The 15,657-nt window shown below is 71.1% G+C and carries 17 protein-coding genes; 11 read left to right on the plus strand and 6 right to left on the minus strand.

All coding sequences use genetic code 11. The features are described from left to right. Nucleotides 1-58 precede the first annotated feature (58 nt). Complete coding sequence (locus BMW88_RS05240; RefSeq protein WP_089949349.1) at nt 59-502, minus strand: metallopeptidase family protein; 444 nt, start codon at nt 500-502, stop codon at nt 59-61. Nucleotides 503-595: 93 nt separating this feature from the next. Here BMW88_RS05240 and BMW88_RS05245 point away from each other — a divergent pair, with 93 nt between their 5' ends. From BMW88_RS05245 to BMW88_RS05280, 8 genes are all read left to right on the plus strand, one after another. Continuing rightward, nucleotides 596-955: a DUF3499 domain-containing protein gene (locus BMW88_RS05245; RefSeq protein ID WP_218147987.1), complete on the plus strand. Its 360-nt coding sequence runs from the start codon at nt 596-598 to the stop codon at nt 953-955. 84 nt (nt 956-1,039) lie between these two features. Continuing rightward, nucleotides 1,040-2,392 carry a phosphomannomutase/phosphoglucomutase gene (locus BMW88_RS05250; protein ID WP_089949350.1) on the plus strand — a complete coding sequence of 451 codons (1,353 nt, stop codon included), beginning with the start codon at nt 1,040-1,042 and terminating at the stop codon, nt 2,390-2,392. 10 nt (nt 2,393-2,402) lie between these two features. Then, nucleotides 2,403-2,603, plus strand: coding sequence for a Trm112 family protein (locus BMW88_RS05255; RefSeq protein WP_089949351.1), 201 nt, complete (start codon nt 2,403-2,405; stop codon nt 2,601-2,603). Between the two features lie 4 nt (nt 2,604-2,607). Beyond that, on the plus strand, nt 2,608-3,672 hold the full coding sequence (locus BMW88_RS05260) for an SIS domain-containing protein (protein ID WP_089949352.1): 1,065 nt from the start codon (nt 2,608-2,610) through the stop codon (nt 3,670-3,672). Nucleotides 3,673-3,692: 20 nt separating this feature from the next. Then, nucleotides 3,693-4,910 carry a mannose-6-phosphate isomerase, class I gene (gene manA, locus BMW88_RS05265; RefSeq protein WP_089949353.1) on the plus strand — a complete coding sequence of 406 codons (1,218 nt, stop codon included), beginning with the start codon at nt 3,693-3,695 and terminating at the stop codon, nt 4,908-4,910. A 60-nt stretch (nt 4,911-4,970) separates the two neighbouring features. Then, nucleotides 4,971-5,894, plus strand: coding sequence for a cation diffusion facilitator family transporter (locus tag BMW88_RS05270; protein WP_089949354.1), 924 nt, complete (start codon nt 4,971-4,973; stop codon nt 5,892-5,894). Nucleotides 5,895-6,281: 387 nt separating this feature from the next. After that, the gene (locus BMW88_RS05275) at nt 6,282-7,817 is read left to right on the plus strand and encodes an amino acid permease (protein ID WP_089949355.1); all 1,536 of its coding nucleotides are present in this window, start codon (nt 6,282-6,284) and stop codon (nt 7,815-7,817) included. 25 nt (nt 7,818-7,842) lie between these two features. Further along, on the plus strand, nt 7,843-8,298 hold the full coding sequence (locus tag BMW88_RS05280) for a MarR family winged helix-turn-helix transcriptional regulator (protein WP_089949356.1): 456 nt from the start codon (nt 7,843-7,845) through the stop codon (nt 8,296-8,298). On the opposite strand, the gene BMW88_RS05285 is transcribed toward BMW88_RS05280, so the two are convergent. After that, nucleotides 8,295-8,900, minus strand: a complete 606-nt coding sequence (locus BMW88_RS05285; protein ID WP_089949357.1) for a C2 domain-containing protein — start codon at nt 8,898-8,900, stop codon at nt 8,295-8,297. The two genes, BMW88_RS05280 and BMW88_RS05285, sit on opposite strands and share 4 nt — an antisense overlap. A 17-nt stretch (nt 8,901-8,917) precedes the next feature. Here BMW88_RS05285 and BMW88_RS05290 point away from each other — a divergent pair, with 17 nt between their 5' ends. Further along, nucleotides 8,918-10,153 carry a glutamate mutase L gene (locus BMW88_RS05290; protein ID WP_089949358.1) on the plus strand — a complete coding sequence of 412 codons (1,236 nt, stop codon included), beginning with the start codon at nt 8,918-8,920 and terminating at the stop codon, nt 10,151-10,153. Here the strand turns inward: BMW88_RS05290 and BMW88_RS05295 are convergent. Further along, a complete protein-coding gene (locus BMW88_RS05295; RefSeq protein WP_089949359.1) occupies nt 10,150-10,374 on the minus strand; it encodes a helix-turn-helix domain-containing protein in 225 nt (74 codons plus the stop codon). The two genes, BMW88_RS05290 and BMW88_RS05295, sit on opposite strands and share 4 nt — an antisense overlap. Next, on the minus strand, nt 10,374-10,853 hold the full coding sequence (locus BMW88_RS05300; RefSeq protein ID WP_089949360.1) for a DUF2975 domain-containing protein: 480 nt from the start codon (nt 10,851-10,853) through the stop codon (nt 10,374-10,376). Before BMW88_RS05300 ends, BMW88_RS05295 begins: the two co-directional genes overlap by 1 nt. Nucleotides 10,854-10,930: 77 nt before the next feature. Between BMW88_RS05300 and BMW88_RS05305 the strand changes: the two genes are divergently transcribed. Then, nucleotides 10,931-11,509: a TetR/AcrR family transcriptional regulator gene (locus BMW88_RS05305; RefSeq protein WP_245777563.1), complete on the plus strand. Its 579-nt coding sequence runs from the start codon at nt 10,931-10,933 to the stop codon at nt 11,507-11,509. Here the strand turns inward: BMW88_RS05305 and BMW88_RS05310 are convergent. Together BMW88_RS05310 and BMW88_RS05315 are read right to left on the minus strand one after the other, a co-directional pair. Further along, nucleotides 11,502-12,026 (minus strand): GNAT family N-acetyltransferase, encoded by a 525-nt coding sequence (locus tag BMW88_RS05310; protein ID WP_089949489.1) that lies wholly within the window; start codon nt 12,024-12,026, stop codon nt 11,502-11,504. The genes BMW88_RS05305 and BMW88_RS05310 overlap by 8 nt on opposite strands. An 83-nt stretch (nt 12,027-12,109) precedes the next feature. After that, nucleotides 12,110-14,515, minus strand: a complete 2,406-nt coding sequence (locus BMW88_RS05315) for a hypothetical protein (RefSeq protein WP_089949362.1) — start codon at nt 14,513-14,515, stop codon at nt 12,110-12,112. A 98-nt stretch (nt 14,516-14,613) separates the two neighbouring features. On the opposite strand from BMW88_RS05315, the gene BMW88_RS05320 reads away from it, so the two are divergent. Beyond that, nucleotides 14,614-15,657: adenosylhomocysteinase (locus tag BMW88_RS05320; RefSeq protein WP_089949363.1), on the plus strand; the 1,044-nt coding region annotated here is incomplete at its 3' end.

Genomic DNA, 15,657 nt, shown 5'->3' on the forward strand with positions numbered 1-15,657 from the left:
AGCGACCCCCGCCGGACGGGCCCGGTCGCTGCTCCGGGGGGGGAGTGTGAGAGGGGTCTCAGCCCTCGTCGATCACGTCCGGGTCGAGGCCCAGGTAGTTGGCCACCTGCTCCACCAGGACCTCGTGCACCAGGTCCGCCAGGTCGGCGCCGTCCTTCGCGCGCGCTTCCAGCGGACGCCGGTAGAGGACGATCCGGGCGCGGTGGTCGGAGCCGGCGGGGAGCAGTCTGGCCAAGGGGACGTTGCCGTCCTCGACCACGCCGTCCTCGCCCTCGACCTGCACTTCCGGGACGTCGTCCACGGCCACGTCGAGCTGGGTGAGCTCGGTGCGCCAGCGGGCCTCGATGGGTTCCAGCGCCTCGATGACCAGGGCGTCGAAGCGTTCCGCGCGGGAGCGGGCGGCGGGCAGGGTGGCGGGGTAGAGCGGGCCGCGCAGACCCCGGCCGTGCCGGTCGCGGTTGCGTCGACGCGGCGAGTCCTGCCGCCGTGAACCCCTTGCCATCACCACAACCGAGCAGCCTAGTTGCTGCTGCCGGGGAGCAAACACAGCGTGCCTCACACACAGCCTCGCGTGGACGCGCTATCGTCCCCGATCGTGCGGAGCGTGAGACGGTGCTCGCGAACCGGGTGTGCTAACCCGGCTGTCGCCACGCTCACCTACGCCTATGCGGACTCCACCGCAGTCGTCGGACCGCTCGCCACGTACTCCGAACCGCACAGCTACGACCTGTGCGAGGAGCACGCCCTGCGGCTCACGGCGCCGCGTGGCTGGGAGGTCGTGAGGCACCAGGGTGAGTTCGCGGCGCCCGAGCCGAGTGTTGATGACCTGACGGCGCTGGCCGAGGCGGTGCGGGAGGCTGGGCGAGCCGATGTGAGCCCCAAGCTGCCCGACGTGCCCGCGGGCACGCATCGGCGTGGTCACCTGCGCGTACTGCCTGATCCGCACGAGGACTGAGCGACCACACGCACCGCTGATCCGCTCGCCGGTAGGCTGCCTGGGCAGTGGCCGTCAAGAGCGAGTTTCCCAGGAGTGTGCGGCGTGCGTGACCTGTCCGGCATCGTCAAGGCGTACGACATCCGTGGGGTGGTCGGCGAGCAGTTGGACGCCGGCCTTGTGCGTGACTTCGGCGCGGCTTTCGCGCGGCTGGTCGGTGGGCCCGCCATCGTCATCGGTCACGACATGCGGGACTCCTCGCCCGCGCTGTCCAAGGCGTTCGCCGAGGGTGCGCAGGCGCAGGGCGTCAACGTGATCAGCATCGGCCTGGCCAGCACGGACATGCTCTACTTCGCGTCCGGCAAGCTGGACCTGCCCGGCGCCATGTTCACCGCCAGCCACAACCCCGCGCAGTACAACGGCATCAAGATGTGCCGCGCGGGTGCCTCGCCGGTCGGTCAGGACACCGGTCTCGCGCAGATCCGCCAGGACGCCGAGAACCAGGTCCCCGACGCCGAGGGCGTCGAGCCCGGCACGTTCGAGGAGCGCAACATGCTCGTCGACTACGCCGCGTACCTCAACGAGCTGGTCGACCTGAAGAACATCCGCCCGCTCAAGATCGTCGTGGACGCGGGCAACGGCATGGGCGGCTACACGGTCCCGCAGGTCTTCGAGGGCCTGCCGATCGAGATCGTCCCCATGTACTTCGAGCTCGACGGCAGCTTCCCCAACCACGAGGCGAACCCGCTCGACCCGAAGAACATCGTGGACCTGCAGGCCCGCACCAAGGCCGAGGGCGCCGACGCCGGTGTCGCGTTCGACGGCGACGCCGACCGCTGCTTCGTCGTGGACGAGAACGGCGACCCGGTCAGCCCGTCCGCGATCACCGCGCTGGTCGCCGTGCGCGAGCTCGCGAAGGACCCCGGCGGCACGATCATCCACAACCTGATCACCTCGCACGCCGTGCCGGAGATCGTCCAGGAGCACGGCGGCAAGCCCGTGCGCACGCGCGTCGGCCACTCGTTCATCAAGGAGGAGATGGCCAGGACCGGCGCCATCTTCGGTGGCGAGCACTCGGCGCACTACTACTTCCGCGACTTCTGGCGCGCCGACACCGGCATGCTGGCCGCGCTGCACGTGCTGGCCGCGCTCGGTGAGCAGGACGGTCCGCTGTCGGCGCTGACGTCGATCTACAACCGCTACGCGGCCTCCGGTGAGATCAACTCCGTCGTCGAGGACCAGGCGGGCCGGATCGCCGCGATCAAGGACGCGTACGGCTCGAAGGACGGCGTCACGATCGACGAGCTGGACGGTCTCACCGTGCAGCTGCCGAACGGTGCCTGGTTCAACCTCCGCGCCTCGAACACCGAGCCGCTGCTGCGCCTGAACGTCGAAGCCCCCACCCCGGAGGCCGTCGCCGCGTTGAGCGACGAGGTCCTCGCGATCGTGCGGGCCTGAGGAGAGAACCGTGGCCGTCAAGCTCGATGAGCAGTTGCTGGACATCCTCGCCTGCCCGTGCCCCGAGCACGCGCCGCTGCGGATCGGGACGCCGGACGACCCCGAGGCGGACTTCCTCACGTGCACCGCGTGCGGCCGTTCGTTCCCGGTGCGCGACGGCATCCCGGTGCTGCTGCTGGACGAGGCGGTCGAGCCGCCGTCTGCTGGGTGATCCCGTGCTCGACGACACGCTGCTCGACGACCAGATCCGCCTCGCCGACGCCGACACCGGTGGCTGGCTGCGCGCCGCCGCGCGGGCGGGAGCACAGGTCCGCTCCACCGCCGAGGCCGCGGCCGAGGCGGGCGTGGAGCGGATCTTCTCCGAACGCCCGCGCGCGGTCGTGCTGGTCACCCGGCCCGGCCACGCGGTCGCGGTGGCCGGCGTCGTCCTGGCGCTGCTCGGCCCCGGCTGCCCGGTGCCGGTCGTGGTGTCCGACGAGGTGCCGCCGTGGGTCGGCGCGCTCGACGTGGTGCTCGCGCACACCGAGGACCCCGGTGACCGGGTGCTCGCCGAGTCGGTCGACCGGGCGGTCCGCAGGGGCGCCAGGACGTTGCTGACGGCGCCGGACTCCGGTCCGATCGCCGCGGCCGCCGCCGGCCGGGCCGTGCTGCTGCCGTCGCGCATCGACGTGCCGCCCGGCTTCAGCTTCCACCGCGCGCTCGCCGCGTGGATCATCGTGCTGAACTCGCTGAGCCTGCTCAAGGTCGACGTCGACCTCATCGCGGACGAGCTCGACCGCGAGGCCGAGCGCGACCACCCGATGCACGAGTCGTTCGTCAACCCGGCGAAGTCGCTCGCCCTGCGCGTCGCCGACCGCACGCCGCTGCTGTGGGGCCTCGACGACGTCGCCACGTCGGCGGGCGTGCACGGCGCGAACGTGCTGGCGGCGTTCGCCGGGGTGGCCTGCGACGTCGCCGGCTACCCGCAGGCGCTGACGCGCCCGGTGCTGCACCGGCGCGCCGTGCAGGGGACTTCCGGCGCGGACCTCTTCGCCGACCCGGACGACGAGCCGGGCAGCGGTCTCGTGCGCGTGTTGTTGCTGGCCGTGCGCCAGGGTCCGGTGGCCGATGCTGTCCGGCAAGCCGCCGAGGACGCCCTGCCGGGAGCGGACGTGCTGGAGCCGGCCGTCGAGGTGGCGGGAGGCGACGCGGTCAGCGCCGCGCTGCTCGCGCTCCGCTTCGAACTGGCCGCGCTGTACCTCGGGCTCGCCGCCGGGACCCTCGGCGGCAACCCGTACTGAATTGGGAGCTGAGAAGAGAAGTGGACCTGCTGCACAACGCGGTGAGGCCGTACGCGTGGGGCTCGCGCACGGCCATCGCAGAGCTGCTCGGGAAGGAGGTGCCCGCACCCCATCCCGAGGCAGAGCTGTGGATGGGCGCCCACCCCGGCGACCCGTCCCGCGTCATCGGCGAGGACGGCGTCCAGCGCTCGTTGCTCGACCTGCTCACCGCGGACCCCGACGGCCAGCTCGGCCCGCGCGTGGCGCGGCGGTGGGGCAGCAGGCTCCCGTTCCTGATCAAGGTGCTCGCCGCCGACGAGGCGCTGAGCCTGCAGGCGCACCCGTCAGCGGCCCAGGCGGCCGAGGGCTTCGCCGCCGAACAGGCCCGCGGCGTGCCGCTCGACTCCGCGGTGCGCAACTACAAGGACCCGGCCGCGAAGCCGGAGCTGATCTGCGCCCTGACCGAGTTCCACGCGCTCGCCGGCTTCCGCGAGCCGGCGCGGACGGTGTCGTTCCTGCGCGCCCTCGACGCGCCCTCACTGGCGCCGTACACCGAGATGCTGGTCGCGCAGCCGGACTCGTCGGGCCTGCGCGCGCTGTTCACGATGCTGATCACGCTGCCGCAGACGTCGTTGAGCGTGCTGCTGCCGCAGGTCCTCGACGCGTGCGTGCTGCACGTCAAGGAGCACGGCGAGTTCGACCTGGAGTGCCGCACGATCCTGGAGCTGGGCGAGTCCTACCCCGGTGACGCGGGCGTGCTCGCGGCGTTGCTGCTGAACCGCATCGTGCTCCAGCCGGGCGAGGCGATCCACCTGCCCGCCGGCAACCTGCACGCCTACCTGCGCGGCACCGGCATCGAGATCCTGGCGAACTCGGACAACGTCCTGCGCTGCGGCCTCACGCCGAAGCACGTGGACGTGCCCGAGCTGTTGCGCGTGCTCGACTTCACGTGCGGTGACATGGAAGTGCTGCTGGGTGAGGAGGTCCAGCCCGGCGTCCGCGTCTACCGCACGCCGGCGCCGGAGTTCGAACTGTCGCGGTTGGACCTGGCGGCCGGCGAGGCGCGGATCGACCACGAAGGCCCGCAGATCATGATTTGCACCGAGGGCGCGGTGGTACTCAGCAACGCGCGCGGCGACGAGCTGCGGCTGGCCAGGGGACAGTCCGTGTGGCTGCCCGCGTCCGACCCGGCGGTGCTCGTGCGACCGGATGGTGTCGAATCCGCACAGCTTTTCCGCGCGACGGCCGGGAACGACTAAGGTTCCGACCGGACAAAGCGGACTGTTACGGCCAGGACTGGGTTCAGCGAGGAGACAGGCGTGTCAGCAGGGGGCGGGACCAAGGCCATCGTCGCGGCGTTGGTGGCGAATGCCGGTATCGCGACGGCCAAGTTCGTCGGATTCTTGATCACCGGGTCGTCGTCGATGCTCGCCGAGTCGGTGCACTCGGTGGCCGACACGTCGAACCAGGGCCTGCTGCTGCTCGGGCAGAAGACGGCCCAGCGCAGGGCGACCAAGCTGCACCCGTTCGGCTTCGGCCGCGACCGGTACTTCTGGTCGTTCGTGGTCGCGCTGATGCTGTTCACCCTCGGCTCGGTCTTCGCGCTGTACGAGGGCATCCACAAGCTGCAGCACCCGGAGGGGCTGACCAGCCCGCTCGTCGCGGTCGGCATCCTCGTGGTCGCGATCGGCCTGGAGAGCTACAGCTTCTACACCGCGATCGTCGAGTCGAAGAAGATCAAGGGCGACGCGAGCTGGTGGGGCTTCATCCGCAACTCCCGCACGCCGGAGCTGCCGGTCGTGCTGCTCGAGGACCTGGGCGCGCTCGTCGGTCTGGTGCTGGCGCTGTTCGGCGTCGGTCTCACCATGGTCACCGGTGACCCCATGTTCGACGCGCTCGGCACGATCGCCATCGGTGTGCTGCTGGGCATCATCGCGATCATCCTGATCATCGAGATGAAGTCGCTGCTGATCGGTGAGGGCGCCTCCGACAAGGACCTCGACGTGATCTGCGACGAGCTGGCCGCCGGCAAGGTGCAGCGCGTCATCCACATCAAGACGCAGTACATCGGCCCGGAGGAGATGCTCGTCGCGGCGAAGATCGCGCTGGAGCCGCAGCTCGCCCTGGACGAGGTGGCGCAGGCCATCAACGACGCCGAGCAGCGGGTGCGCAACAGGGTGCCGCACGCCCGGTTGATCTACCTGGAGCCGGACCTGGACCGGTCGGCGGTAGCCAGCTCCTGACCCCAGCTCCCAGGGAACGCGGGGGCCCTACGTTTCCTCCTGGGGAACGCGGGGCCCCCGCGTTCTGCCTGAGCTGGGGGGTGGAGGGCGGGGTGGAGGGCGGCGGGTGCGGTGCCGGTCGGCGGTGACGGAAGCGCGGCCGGATCCGCCGGGTCCGCAGTAGACGGACGTGAGCCAGGGCGGCAGCCGGGCTCCGGCCCGCGGCGGCACAGCGAGATCAAACTCACGACCAGGCCGATGACGCCCGTCACCACCCCGGACCACCGCCCGCAGCACTCACCCGGAGCAGCCGTTCGGCGCAACCGGTCACCTCCCGGCTATGGGGATTCCACATGCTGGATACCTCTAGGGTGGGTCGGATCGGGTTCCATCGAGGAGGGATGAATCGTGCCGGGGAACGGGTTGTGGCGCACGAAGTCGATCGAGCAGTCGATCGCGGACACGGACGAGCCGGACACGAAGCTCCGCAAGGACCTGACGGCCTGGGACCTCACGGTCTTCGGCGTCGCGGTCGTGATCGGCGCCGGCATCTTCACGCTCACCGCGAGCACCGCGGGCAACATCGCGGGGCCCTCGGTCTCGCTGTCGTTCGTGCTGGCGGCCATCGCCTGCGCGCTGGCCGCGTTGTGCTACGCCGAGTTCGCCTCGACGGTGCCGGTCGCGGGTAGCGCCTACACGTTCTCCTACGCCACCTTCGGCGAGTTCGCCGCGTGGATCATCGGCTGGGACCTGGTGCTGGAGTTCGCGGTCGGCTCGGCGGCGGTCGCGAAGGGGTGGTCGGCCTACCTGCAGACCACGCTCGGGCTCCTCGGGTTCGACGTGAAGACCGAGGTGGGCGAGGGCGTCAAGTTCGACTGGGGCGCGGTGCTGCTCGTCGCGGTGCTCACCGCCCTGCTCGTCGTCGGCACGAAGCTCAGCTCGCGGGTCAGCGCGGTCATCACGGCCATCAAGGTCGCGGTGGTGCTGCTCGTGATCGTGCTCGGCATCAGCTACATCAAGGCGGAGAACTACAGCCCGTTCATCCCGCCGGCCGCCGAGAGCGGTCCTGCCGCGCACAGCGGCATCGAGCAGTCGCTGTTCTCGTTGCTCACCGGGTACTCGGGCAGCACGTACGGCGTGCTCGGCATGCTCGCCGCGGCCAGCATCGTGTTCTTCGCGTTCATCGGCTTCGACGTCGTGGCGACCACGGCCGAGGAGACCAAGAACCCGCAGAAGGCCGTGCCGCGGGGCATCCTCGGCTCGCTCGCGATCGTCACCGTGCTCTACGTCGCCGTGACGCTGGTGATCACCGGCATGGTGCCGTACGAGAAGCTCCGCACCCAGCCGGACGGCACGCGCGCGACGCTCGCCAGCGCGTTCGCGGACAACGGCGTCGACTGGGCGGCCACCGTCATCTCCGTCGGCGCGCTCGCCGGTCTGACCACGGTCGTCATGGTGCTGATGCTCGGCCAGAGCCGGGTGCTGTTCGCGATGTCGCGCGACGGCCTGCTGCCGCGCGGTCTCGCGAAGACCGGCAGCCACGGCACGCCGACCCGCATCACGATCATCATCGGCGTGCTGGTCGCGGTCGCCGCCGGCTTCTTCCCGGCGGGCAAGCTCGAGGAGATGGTGAACGTCGGCACGCTGTTCGCGTTCATCCTCGTCTCCGCGGGCGTGCTGGTGCTGCGCAAGACGCGGCCCGACCTGTCGCGCGGCTTCCGGGTGCCGCTGGTGCCGCTGGTGCCGATCCTCGCGATCCTCGCCTGCCTGTGGCTGATGCTGAACCTGACCGCGCTCACCTGGGTCCGGTTCCTCGCCTGGATGGCGCTCGGTGTCGTCGTCTACTTCGTCTACAGCCGGCGCAGCTCGGTGCTCGCCAAGACCGGTGAGGCGAAGGTCGAGCCCGAACCGGTCGTCAAGCGCGGTGAAGAGCCGGGCATCTAGCCCGTCAGCAACTACCCTGCGCAGCATGGGAAACGCGCGGTGGCTCTCTGAGGAGGAGGGGCGCGTCTGGCACCACTTCGTCCAGGCGTACCACCTCCTCGAGAGACAGATCGAACAGCAGTTGCAACGCGACGCGGGTCTCTCCCACGCGCAGTACAACGTGCTGGTCGTGCTGTCCGGCCAGCCGGGCAACCGCATGCGGATGACCGAGCTGGCCCGCCGCGTCGTGGTGTCGAAGAGCTCGCTGACCTACCAGATCGGCAAGCTGGAGAAGACGGGACTCGTGCGGCGCGAGCCGCACGAGTCCGACGAGCGCGGCATCCTCGCCGTGCTCACCGACGAGGGCAGGGAGCTGCTGCGCAGCACCGCGCCCGGTCACGTCGAGACGGTGCGCGCGTACCTGATCGACCTCTTCTCGCCGGAGCAGCTCGCGCAGCTCGGGTCGTTCATGCGGGTGGTGCACGAGAAGGCGGACGACTAGAGCGTCAGCAGGTCGCGCTCCTGGAGGAAGTCGGCCACGTCGTCAGGGCCGTGCCGGGTCACGTCGAGCTCGAACACGGGCAGGATCGACTTCGCCGCCAGCGCCCGGAGTTGCTGCTGTTCCTCGATGAACGGCTCCAGCGAGACGTACTGCTTCGGGTTCGCACTGATCTTCAGCCGTTCCGTTCGTGCTTCTTCGAACGTGTCCTCGGGCCGTGTGCACAGCACGATCGCGAAGTTGAGCGGCTTCAGGCGTTCTTCGAGCCAGTCAAAGCTGAACTCACGTCCGTGACGCGCCTGATAGGCCATCGTGGACAGGTGGAACCGGTCGACGATCCACGAGTAGTAGCGCTGCAGTTCGAACATCCGCACCCACGTCTGGTAGGTCTCCATCGCGTGCGCGGTCTCCTCCGGCGCGAAGTCGATCAGTCCGCGGCCCCACGGCTCGTTGCTGAACCCGCTCCACTCCGCCGAGATCAACGGCGAGTGGTAGCGGTACTTGCGGTGGCCGACGAGACGGGGGTGCTCGTTGAGCGCGTAGGCCAGGTCCGTCTTGCCGGTCAGCCGGGTGCCTTCGAGGATGACCTTGGGCGTGAGCTTCATGGTGGTTAGCTTGCCTCGTGATCCTCTGCCTCGACGTCGGTTCCACCTGGACCAAGGCCGCGCTGGTGACGCCAGAGGGCGAGCTGGTCCGCACCGGACAGCACCCGACCACCCCTCCCGAGGTGCTGCGCGGCGTCGACGCGTTGCGTGCCGAGGTGGGCGACGGCGAGGTCCTGGCGTGCTCGTCGGCCGGCGGCGGGCTGCGGCTCGCGGTCGTCGGCCAGGAACGCGTGGTGAGCGCCGAGGCGGGCTACCGGGTGGCGCTGTCGGCGGGGGCCAGGGTCGTGCACGTCAGCGCGGGCCCGGTCGACGTCGGGGCGTTGCGGGCGGCGGCGCCCGACCTCGTGCTGCTGGTCGGCGGAACGGACGGCGGTGACCGGTCGGTCCTGCTGCACAACGCCGCGAGGCTGGCCCGCGTGGCCGTGCCGATCGTGCTGGCGGGCAACGCCGAGGCGCGGCAGGAGGCGCTGGGGCTCCTGGCGAAGCGCACCGTGGTGGCCTGCCCGAACGTGCTGCCGGACGTGGGCCGCCTCGCCCCGGAACCGGCCCGCGGGGCGATCCGCGCGGCGTTCCTCCAGCACGTCATCGGCGGCAAGGGCCTGTCGCGCGGGCCGCGGTTCCGGCGGCTCGTGCGGGCGGTGACCCCGGACGCCGTGCTGGCGGGCGTGTCCCGGCTCGCCGCGCAGGACCGCGAAGGCGCCGTGCTGGTGGTGGACGTCGGCGGCGCCACCACGGACGTCTACTCCGCCGTGTCCACAATGGACAGCGAAGGGCTGGAGCGGACCGTCGCGCTGCCGCCGGACCGCCGCACGGTCGAGGGCGACCTCGGCATGCGCTGGTCCGCGCCGGGGGTGGCGCGGGAAGCGCTCGCCGAACGCATCACCGCGGAGGACCTGACCGAGCAGGCGCGGTTCCGGGCGGAGAACGCCGGCTGGCTGCCGGACGACCCGGCGGTCGACCTGAAGCTGGCGTCGTTCGCCGCGATCCTGGCCGTCCGCAGGCACCTCAGGCAGGTCGACGGCCAGCTCGGTCCGCACGGCGCGGGGCTGCTGGTGCTCTCCGGGGGAGTTTTCCGGCACACGCCCGACATCACGCCGGTCGTCGAGGCGCTGCGGAGCGACCCGGTGCTGCGGCCGGTGCTGCGGACCGCGGAGATCACCGTCGACCGCGACTACGTGCTGGCCCCGGTGGGGCTGCTCGCCGAGTCGGGGCGGCCCGAGGCCGCCGACCGGCTGGCGAAGCGGCTGGGCTAGGAGGCGGGTTCCTCTTCGTCGTCCACGAACTCCAGGAGGTCACCGGGCTGGCACTCCAGCACCCGGCACATGGCCTCCAGCGTGCTGAACCGCACGGCCTTGGCGCGGCCGTTCTTCAGCACCGCGACGTTGGCGGGCGTCAGCCCGACCTTCTCCGCGAACTCGCCGACGCTCATCTTGCGCTTGGCCAGCTCGACGTCGATGCGCACGACGATGGCCATCAGATCACCGATTCCATGTCGGAACGCAGTTCGGTGGCGCGCTTGAGCAGCGCCCGCATCACGACCAGCACGAGCCCGACCACGCTGACCCCCGTTGTGAACAGGAAGAACAACACCAGCACACCGGGGTCGTCGGCGTTGACGCCGATCCAGACGAACACGCCGACCAGCACGACCCACGCGGCCGCGATCGCCCAGACCATCACGTTGACCCACTTGATCGCGGCATCGGTGAAGATCAGATCTTTGCGCACCAGCGTGAGCAGTTTCCAGGTGGCGACGACCACCACCTGCACGCACACCACCCAGAACACCGTGACGATCGTCGCGGGCCACCTCAGGTGCGCCTCTTCCGGGTTCTGCTGCGCCATGTGCGCGTACTGGCCGGGGAGCGAGAACGTCTCCAGCATGACCAGGACCCCGAACAGCGCCGCGAGGAAGAACCGGAGGGCCGTCACGGCCCAACGCTCAGCAATCATGCATCGAGTATCGGTAGTCATCTATCGAAAGTCAATCGGTAGTGATCGTGTCGCGACAGGTCTCTACAGTGGGCGCCGTGGGACTGCGTGAGCGCAAGAAGACCGAGACCCGAGCGGCGCTGGCGGCCGCCGCCCTGCGCCTCGCCCTGGAGAAGGGCGCGGACAACGTGCGGGTCGACGAGATCGCCGAGGCGGCGAACGTCTCGCCGCGCACGTACAACAACTACTTCGCGAGCCGGGAGCACGCGATCGTCGCGGGCATCACGGCCTCGCGGGCGGAGCTGGTGGCCTCGGCGCTGCGGTCGCGGCCGGTGGACGAGCCGCTGGTCGAGTCGATCATCGCCGCGTTCGCCGAGCAGTACCGCGAGCCGCCGTCGGAGGCGCTGGCGCTGGTCACCTCGACGCCGGCGCTGCGCGAGGCCTACCTGGACTCGGTGTCGTCGGTGGAACCGCCGATCGCCTCGGTCATCGCCGACCGGCTGGGCACGTCCGAGCTGGGTGCCGCCGTTCTCGCCGCCGCGGTGTCCGCCGCCGCGCGGATCGCCGTGCGGCGGTGGGTGGACGTGCGCCCGTCCGGTCTCGTCGTGGTGCCGGCCGCCTCGGTCGAGGACCACCTGCGCGAGGCGATCGGCCACCTGGCGCCGGCTCTCAGGTGAGCTCGTCCTCGAGCACGCACATCAGCAGCGCGTCGTGCCACCGGCCGTCGCGGAAGAACGACTGCCGGAAGCGCCCGTCGACCTGGAAGCCGACCTTCCGGTACGACTTGATCGCCCGCTCGTTGGCCTCGACGACGCCGAGCTCGATCGAGTGCAGGCGCATGGTGCGGAACCCGTACCGGCACGCCGTGCGGAGGGCGTCGGTGCCGTAGCCGCGGCCCCAGTGGGTCTTCTCGCCGATGTAGATGTCGACCTCGGCCCGCGCGTTGATCGGGTCCGCGTCCCGCAGCACGACGACGCCGATGAGCTCGCGCTCCCGCAGCGTCTCGATGCAGAAGGTGACCCTCTCGTGCGAGTTCTCCTGGCGGTCGGCGAAGCGCTTGCGCACGGACGCCAGCGACGAGTGGTAGTAGCTCTGCAACCAGCGCATCACCTCTTCGTCGTTGTGCCAGCGGTGGAACGCGTCGGCGTCCTCCGGCTCGGCGGGCCGCAGCCGGACGAGGTCACCGGTCAGCATCGTCATCCGCTCCAACGAGGTCGAACCGCACCATCGGGCCGCACCCGCGCGGCACCGGCGGGAGAGGTCCCGCGCAGCGCAGACTAGGAGCCACCCGAGGCATCCCGCGACCGAGTTTCGAGCCTGCGGGCGAAGGACAGCGACGGCGACTCCGGTGCGTCCACCTCCAGCAGCCCCGCGGCCATCGCCACCGCCCGGTCCCACTCCGGATCCGACGTGTAGTCCGAGTGCGCCGACACCCCGGACCGCCACCGCCGTCCGGGGAACGGCCCGCGCTGCGGATCCGGCAACCAGTGGTCGCCGCCCAGCACCAGCGCGCCGGTGGGCCCGCGCAGCGCCGGTGCCAGCGCGCCCACGGAGCCGTCCGGCCGGTAGCCGACGCCGAGCAGCATCCCGTCGAACACCTGCCGCCGCCACGTCGTCACCGCGCCGCCCAGCGGGTCCGTGCCGCGGCACAGCGCCCGCCACCGCCCGTCCAGCCCGCCGGCCAGCCTGGCCAGGGACGCGTGCGGCACCACCGCCGGGAACGCCCGCGGGTAGGCCCACTGCAACTGGGACCCCGCCGTCACCAGCCCGATCCGCTCCCGGTCGTGCGCGGGCAGGTCCTCCAGCAACCGCGCCGCCGCGACGGCCACGAGCAGGGAGCCCTGCGAATGTCCACAGAGGACGACCCTGGTGCCGGGGTCGCGCAGGTGGTCCTGGACGCGGGAGACCAGCTCCGGCACCACCTTCAGCGCGTAGCAGGGCGGCACGATCGGGTGCGCCTCGCGCGGCCAGAACTGCGCGATGTCGGCGAAGATGCCCAGCCGCCGCCCCGACTCCGGCTGCCGCGCCGCCAGGTAGACGGCCCGCAACAACGACAGCGCCAGCACGGCGAGCACGCCCACGCCGAGCGCCGAGAACGGGTCGGTCCACGACGCGAGCGTCACGTCGCGGAACCGCAGCACCGAAGCCGGGACGGCGCCGAGCACCAGCACCGAGGCGATGATGAGGAGCAGGTGGTGGCCGTGGTTGCGTTCCCAGCGCGCCCACCACCACGCCCGCGTCGCGGCCCGGAGGTCGCGCATCCGGCCGGAGTGCAGCAGCGACGCCTCGCGCGCCCACAGCTTGCCCTTGCGGAACGCCCGCCACCGCACCGCGCCGGTGAACGACGCCACCGCGAACGTGCTCAGCAGCCCCAGCGCGCCCGCCACGCCCCAGAGCAGGGTGATGTAGTCGTACCCCTCCGGCAGCTCCAGCCCGCTGCCCAGCGCCTTGCGCACCGGCAGCGCGACCCCGGCGCCGAACCCGCCGCCGAGCAGGCCGGCGATGGCCAGCACCGGCGCGGCGAACCAGCCGCCGGCCCACGGCCGCAGCTCGCGCGGCAACGACTTCCAGGTGCCGCGCGCCAGCAGCGCGGCGGGCACCAGCAGCAGCCCGAACAGCACCAGTACGAACGCCATCAGCAGCGCGACGACCTGCACGGTCACATCCGCGCCGGGCACCCTCGACGGCAACTGCTCCAGCAGACCCCACGTCGTGAGCACCGACAGCACCGACAGCACCACCAGCACGCGCCGCGGCGTGCGGCCCAGCGCCGCCCGCAGCCACCGCCCGCCGCGGTGGGGAGCACCGCCCGTCGGGTCGTCCAGCAGCAGCACGCCGAGCAGGGACAACGCGATGAGGACCAGGGCGGCGGTCCACGCCACCGTGATCGCCACGCCCATGCCGCCGGTCGCCGTGAGCTGCCTCAGCGGTCCGCCCAGGGCGATCAGCGACGCCACCGCGAGCGCCGCCACGACGTGCAGCGACCGCAGCGCGGGGGTGTCCGGGTCGGTCGCGACGTGCGCGCCGGGCAGGCCGGAGGAGGGCTGCCGCTCCTCTTCCTCCGCCTCGGCGATCTCCCGGCGCTCGATCCGCCAGTCGACGTGCGAGACGCGCCGCATCACCACGACCAGCAGGACGACCGGCAGCAGTCCCAGGAACGCCCGGAACCACGGCACCGTGCGCACCTCGTCCGAAATGCTGGTCAAACACGCAGTACCCGGCCGGAGACACTGGGCGGCGAGCAGGTCGAGGCTGACCACCGAGATCTGCGCGACCAGCAACGCCGTCAGCAGCAGGGCGAACACCCGCAACAACGACCGCAGGCCGATGCCGAGCAGGTGGGCAGGCAGGTTCCGCTCGGCAACGGGAGGCAGCATCCAGTGCGCGACGTTCGCGATGCTGAACGGGAACAGCAGCGCCCAGGTGGCCTTGGCCACACCCCCGGACGTCATGCCGCCCCACAGGTACCCCTCCACCACGCGGGGTATCGGCCGCCCGTTCGTCTGGAGCACCGGTCCGGGCGCCGGCCTGCGCAGCCTGTCGGCGGGGCGCACGATGCGCCCGAGCCCGTCTCCCGCGACGTCCACCGCCGCGACGGCGTCGACCAGCGTCTGCGGCGTCGTGCCCTGCACGCCGTGCACCCGCAGTTCGACGACACGTGTGTCCGGGCCGGCTATCAACACCCGAGACCTCCCTCACCCAGCGTGGGGGTCATAGTGGTGCATCAAGGGGCGGTATGGTCGGACGACACCCTCTCTGAAGTGCCCTGGAGGACTTCGCAATGACCGAGAACCGGTTGCAGACCCGCAACGGCATCGACTTCGCAGTGGCCGATTTGTCGCTGCACGAGTTCGGTCGCAAGGAGATCCGGCTGGCCGAGCACGAGATGCCCGGCTTGATGGCGTTCCGCCGCGAGTACTCCGGGGTGTACCCGCTCAAGGGCGCCCGGATCTCGGGCTCGCTGCACATGACGGTGCAGACGGCCGTGCTCATCGAGACCCTGGTCGACCTGGGCGCCGAGGTGCGCTGGGCCTCGTGCAACATCTTCTCCACGCAGGACCACGCCGCCGCGGCCGTCGTCGTCGGCCGCCACGGCACCGAGGAGGAGCCCAAGGGCGTCCCCGTCTTCGCCTGGAAGGGCGAGACGCTGCAGGAGTACTGGTGGACCGCCGAGCAGATGCTCACCTGGCCCGACGGCAAGGGCCCGAACATGATCCTCGACGACGGCGGTGACGCGACGCTGCTGGTGCACAAGGGCGTGCAGTACGAGGCGGCCGGTGTGGTGCCCGCGGCGCAGGACGACGACTCCGAGGAGTACCGGATCGTCCTGGACACGCTGCGCGCGTCGCTGGAGAAGGACGCCAAGAAGTGGACCCGCGTCGCCGAGGGCATCCGCGGTGTCACCGAGGAGACCACGACCGGCGTCATGCGCCTGTACCAGCTCGCCGCGGCCGGTGAGCTGCTGTTCCCGGCGATCAACGTCAACGACGCGGTGACCAAGTCGAAGTTCGACAACCGCTACGGCATCCGCCACTCGCTCATCGACGGCATCAACCGCGGCACCGACGTGCTCATCGGCGGCAAGGTCGCGGTGGTCTGCGGCTACGGCGACGTCGGCAAGGGCTCGGCGGAGTCGCTGCGCGGCCAGGGCGCGCGGGTGATCGTCACCGAGATCGACCCGATCTGCGCGTTGCAGGCGGCGATGGACGGCTACCAGGTCGCGCGGCTGGAGTCGGTGCTGCCGATCGCGGACATCATCATCACCACGACCGGCAACAAGGACGTGGTGACGGTGGAGCACATGGCGCAGATGAAGCACCAGGCG

Origin of the sequence: Lentzea xinjiangensis, from assembly GCF_900110955.1 — a bacterium.
Lineage (GTDB): Bacteria > Actinomycetota > Actinomycetes > Mycobacteriales > Pseudonocardiaceae > Lentzea > Lentzea xinjiangensis.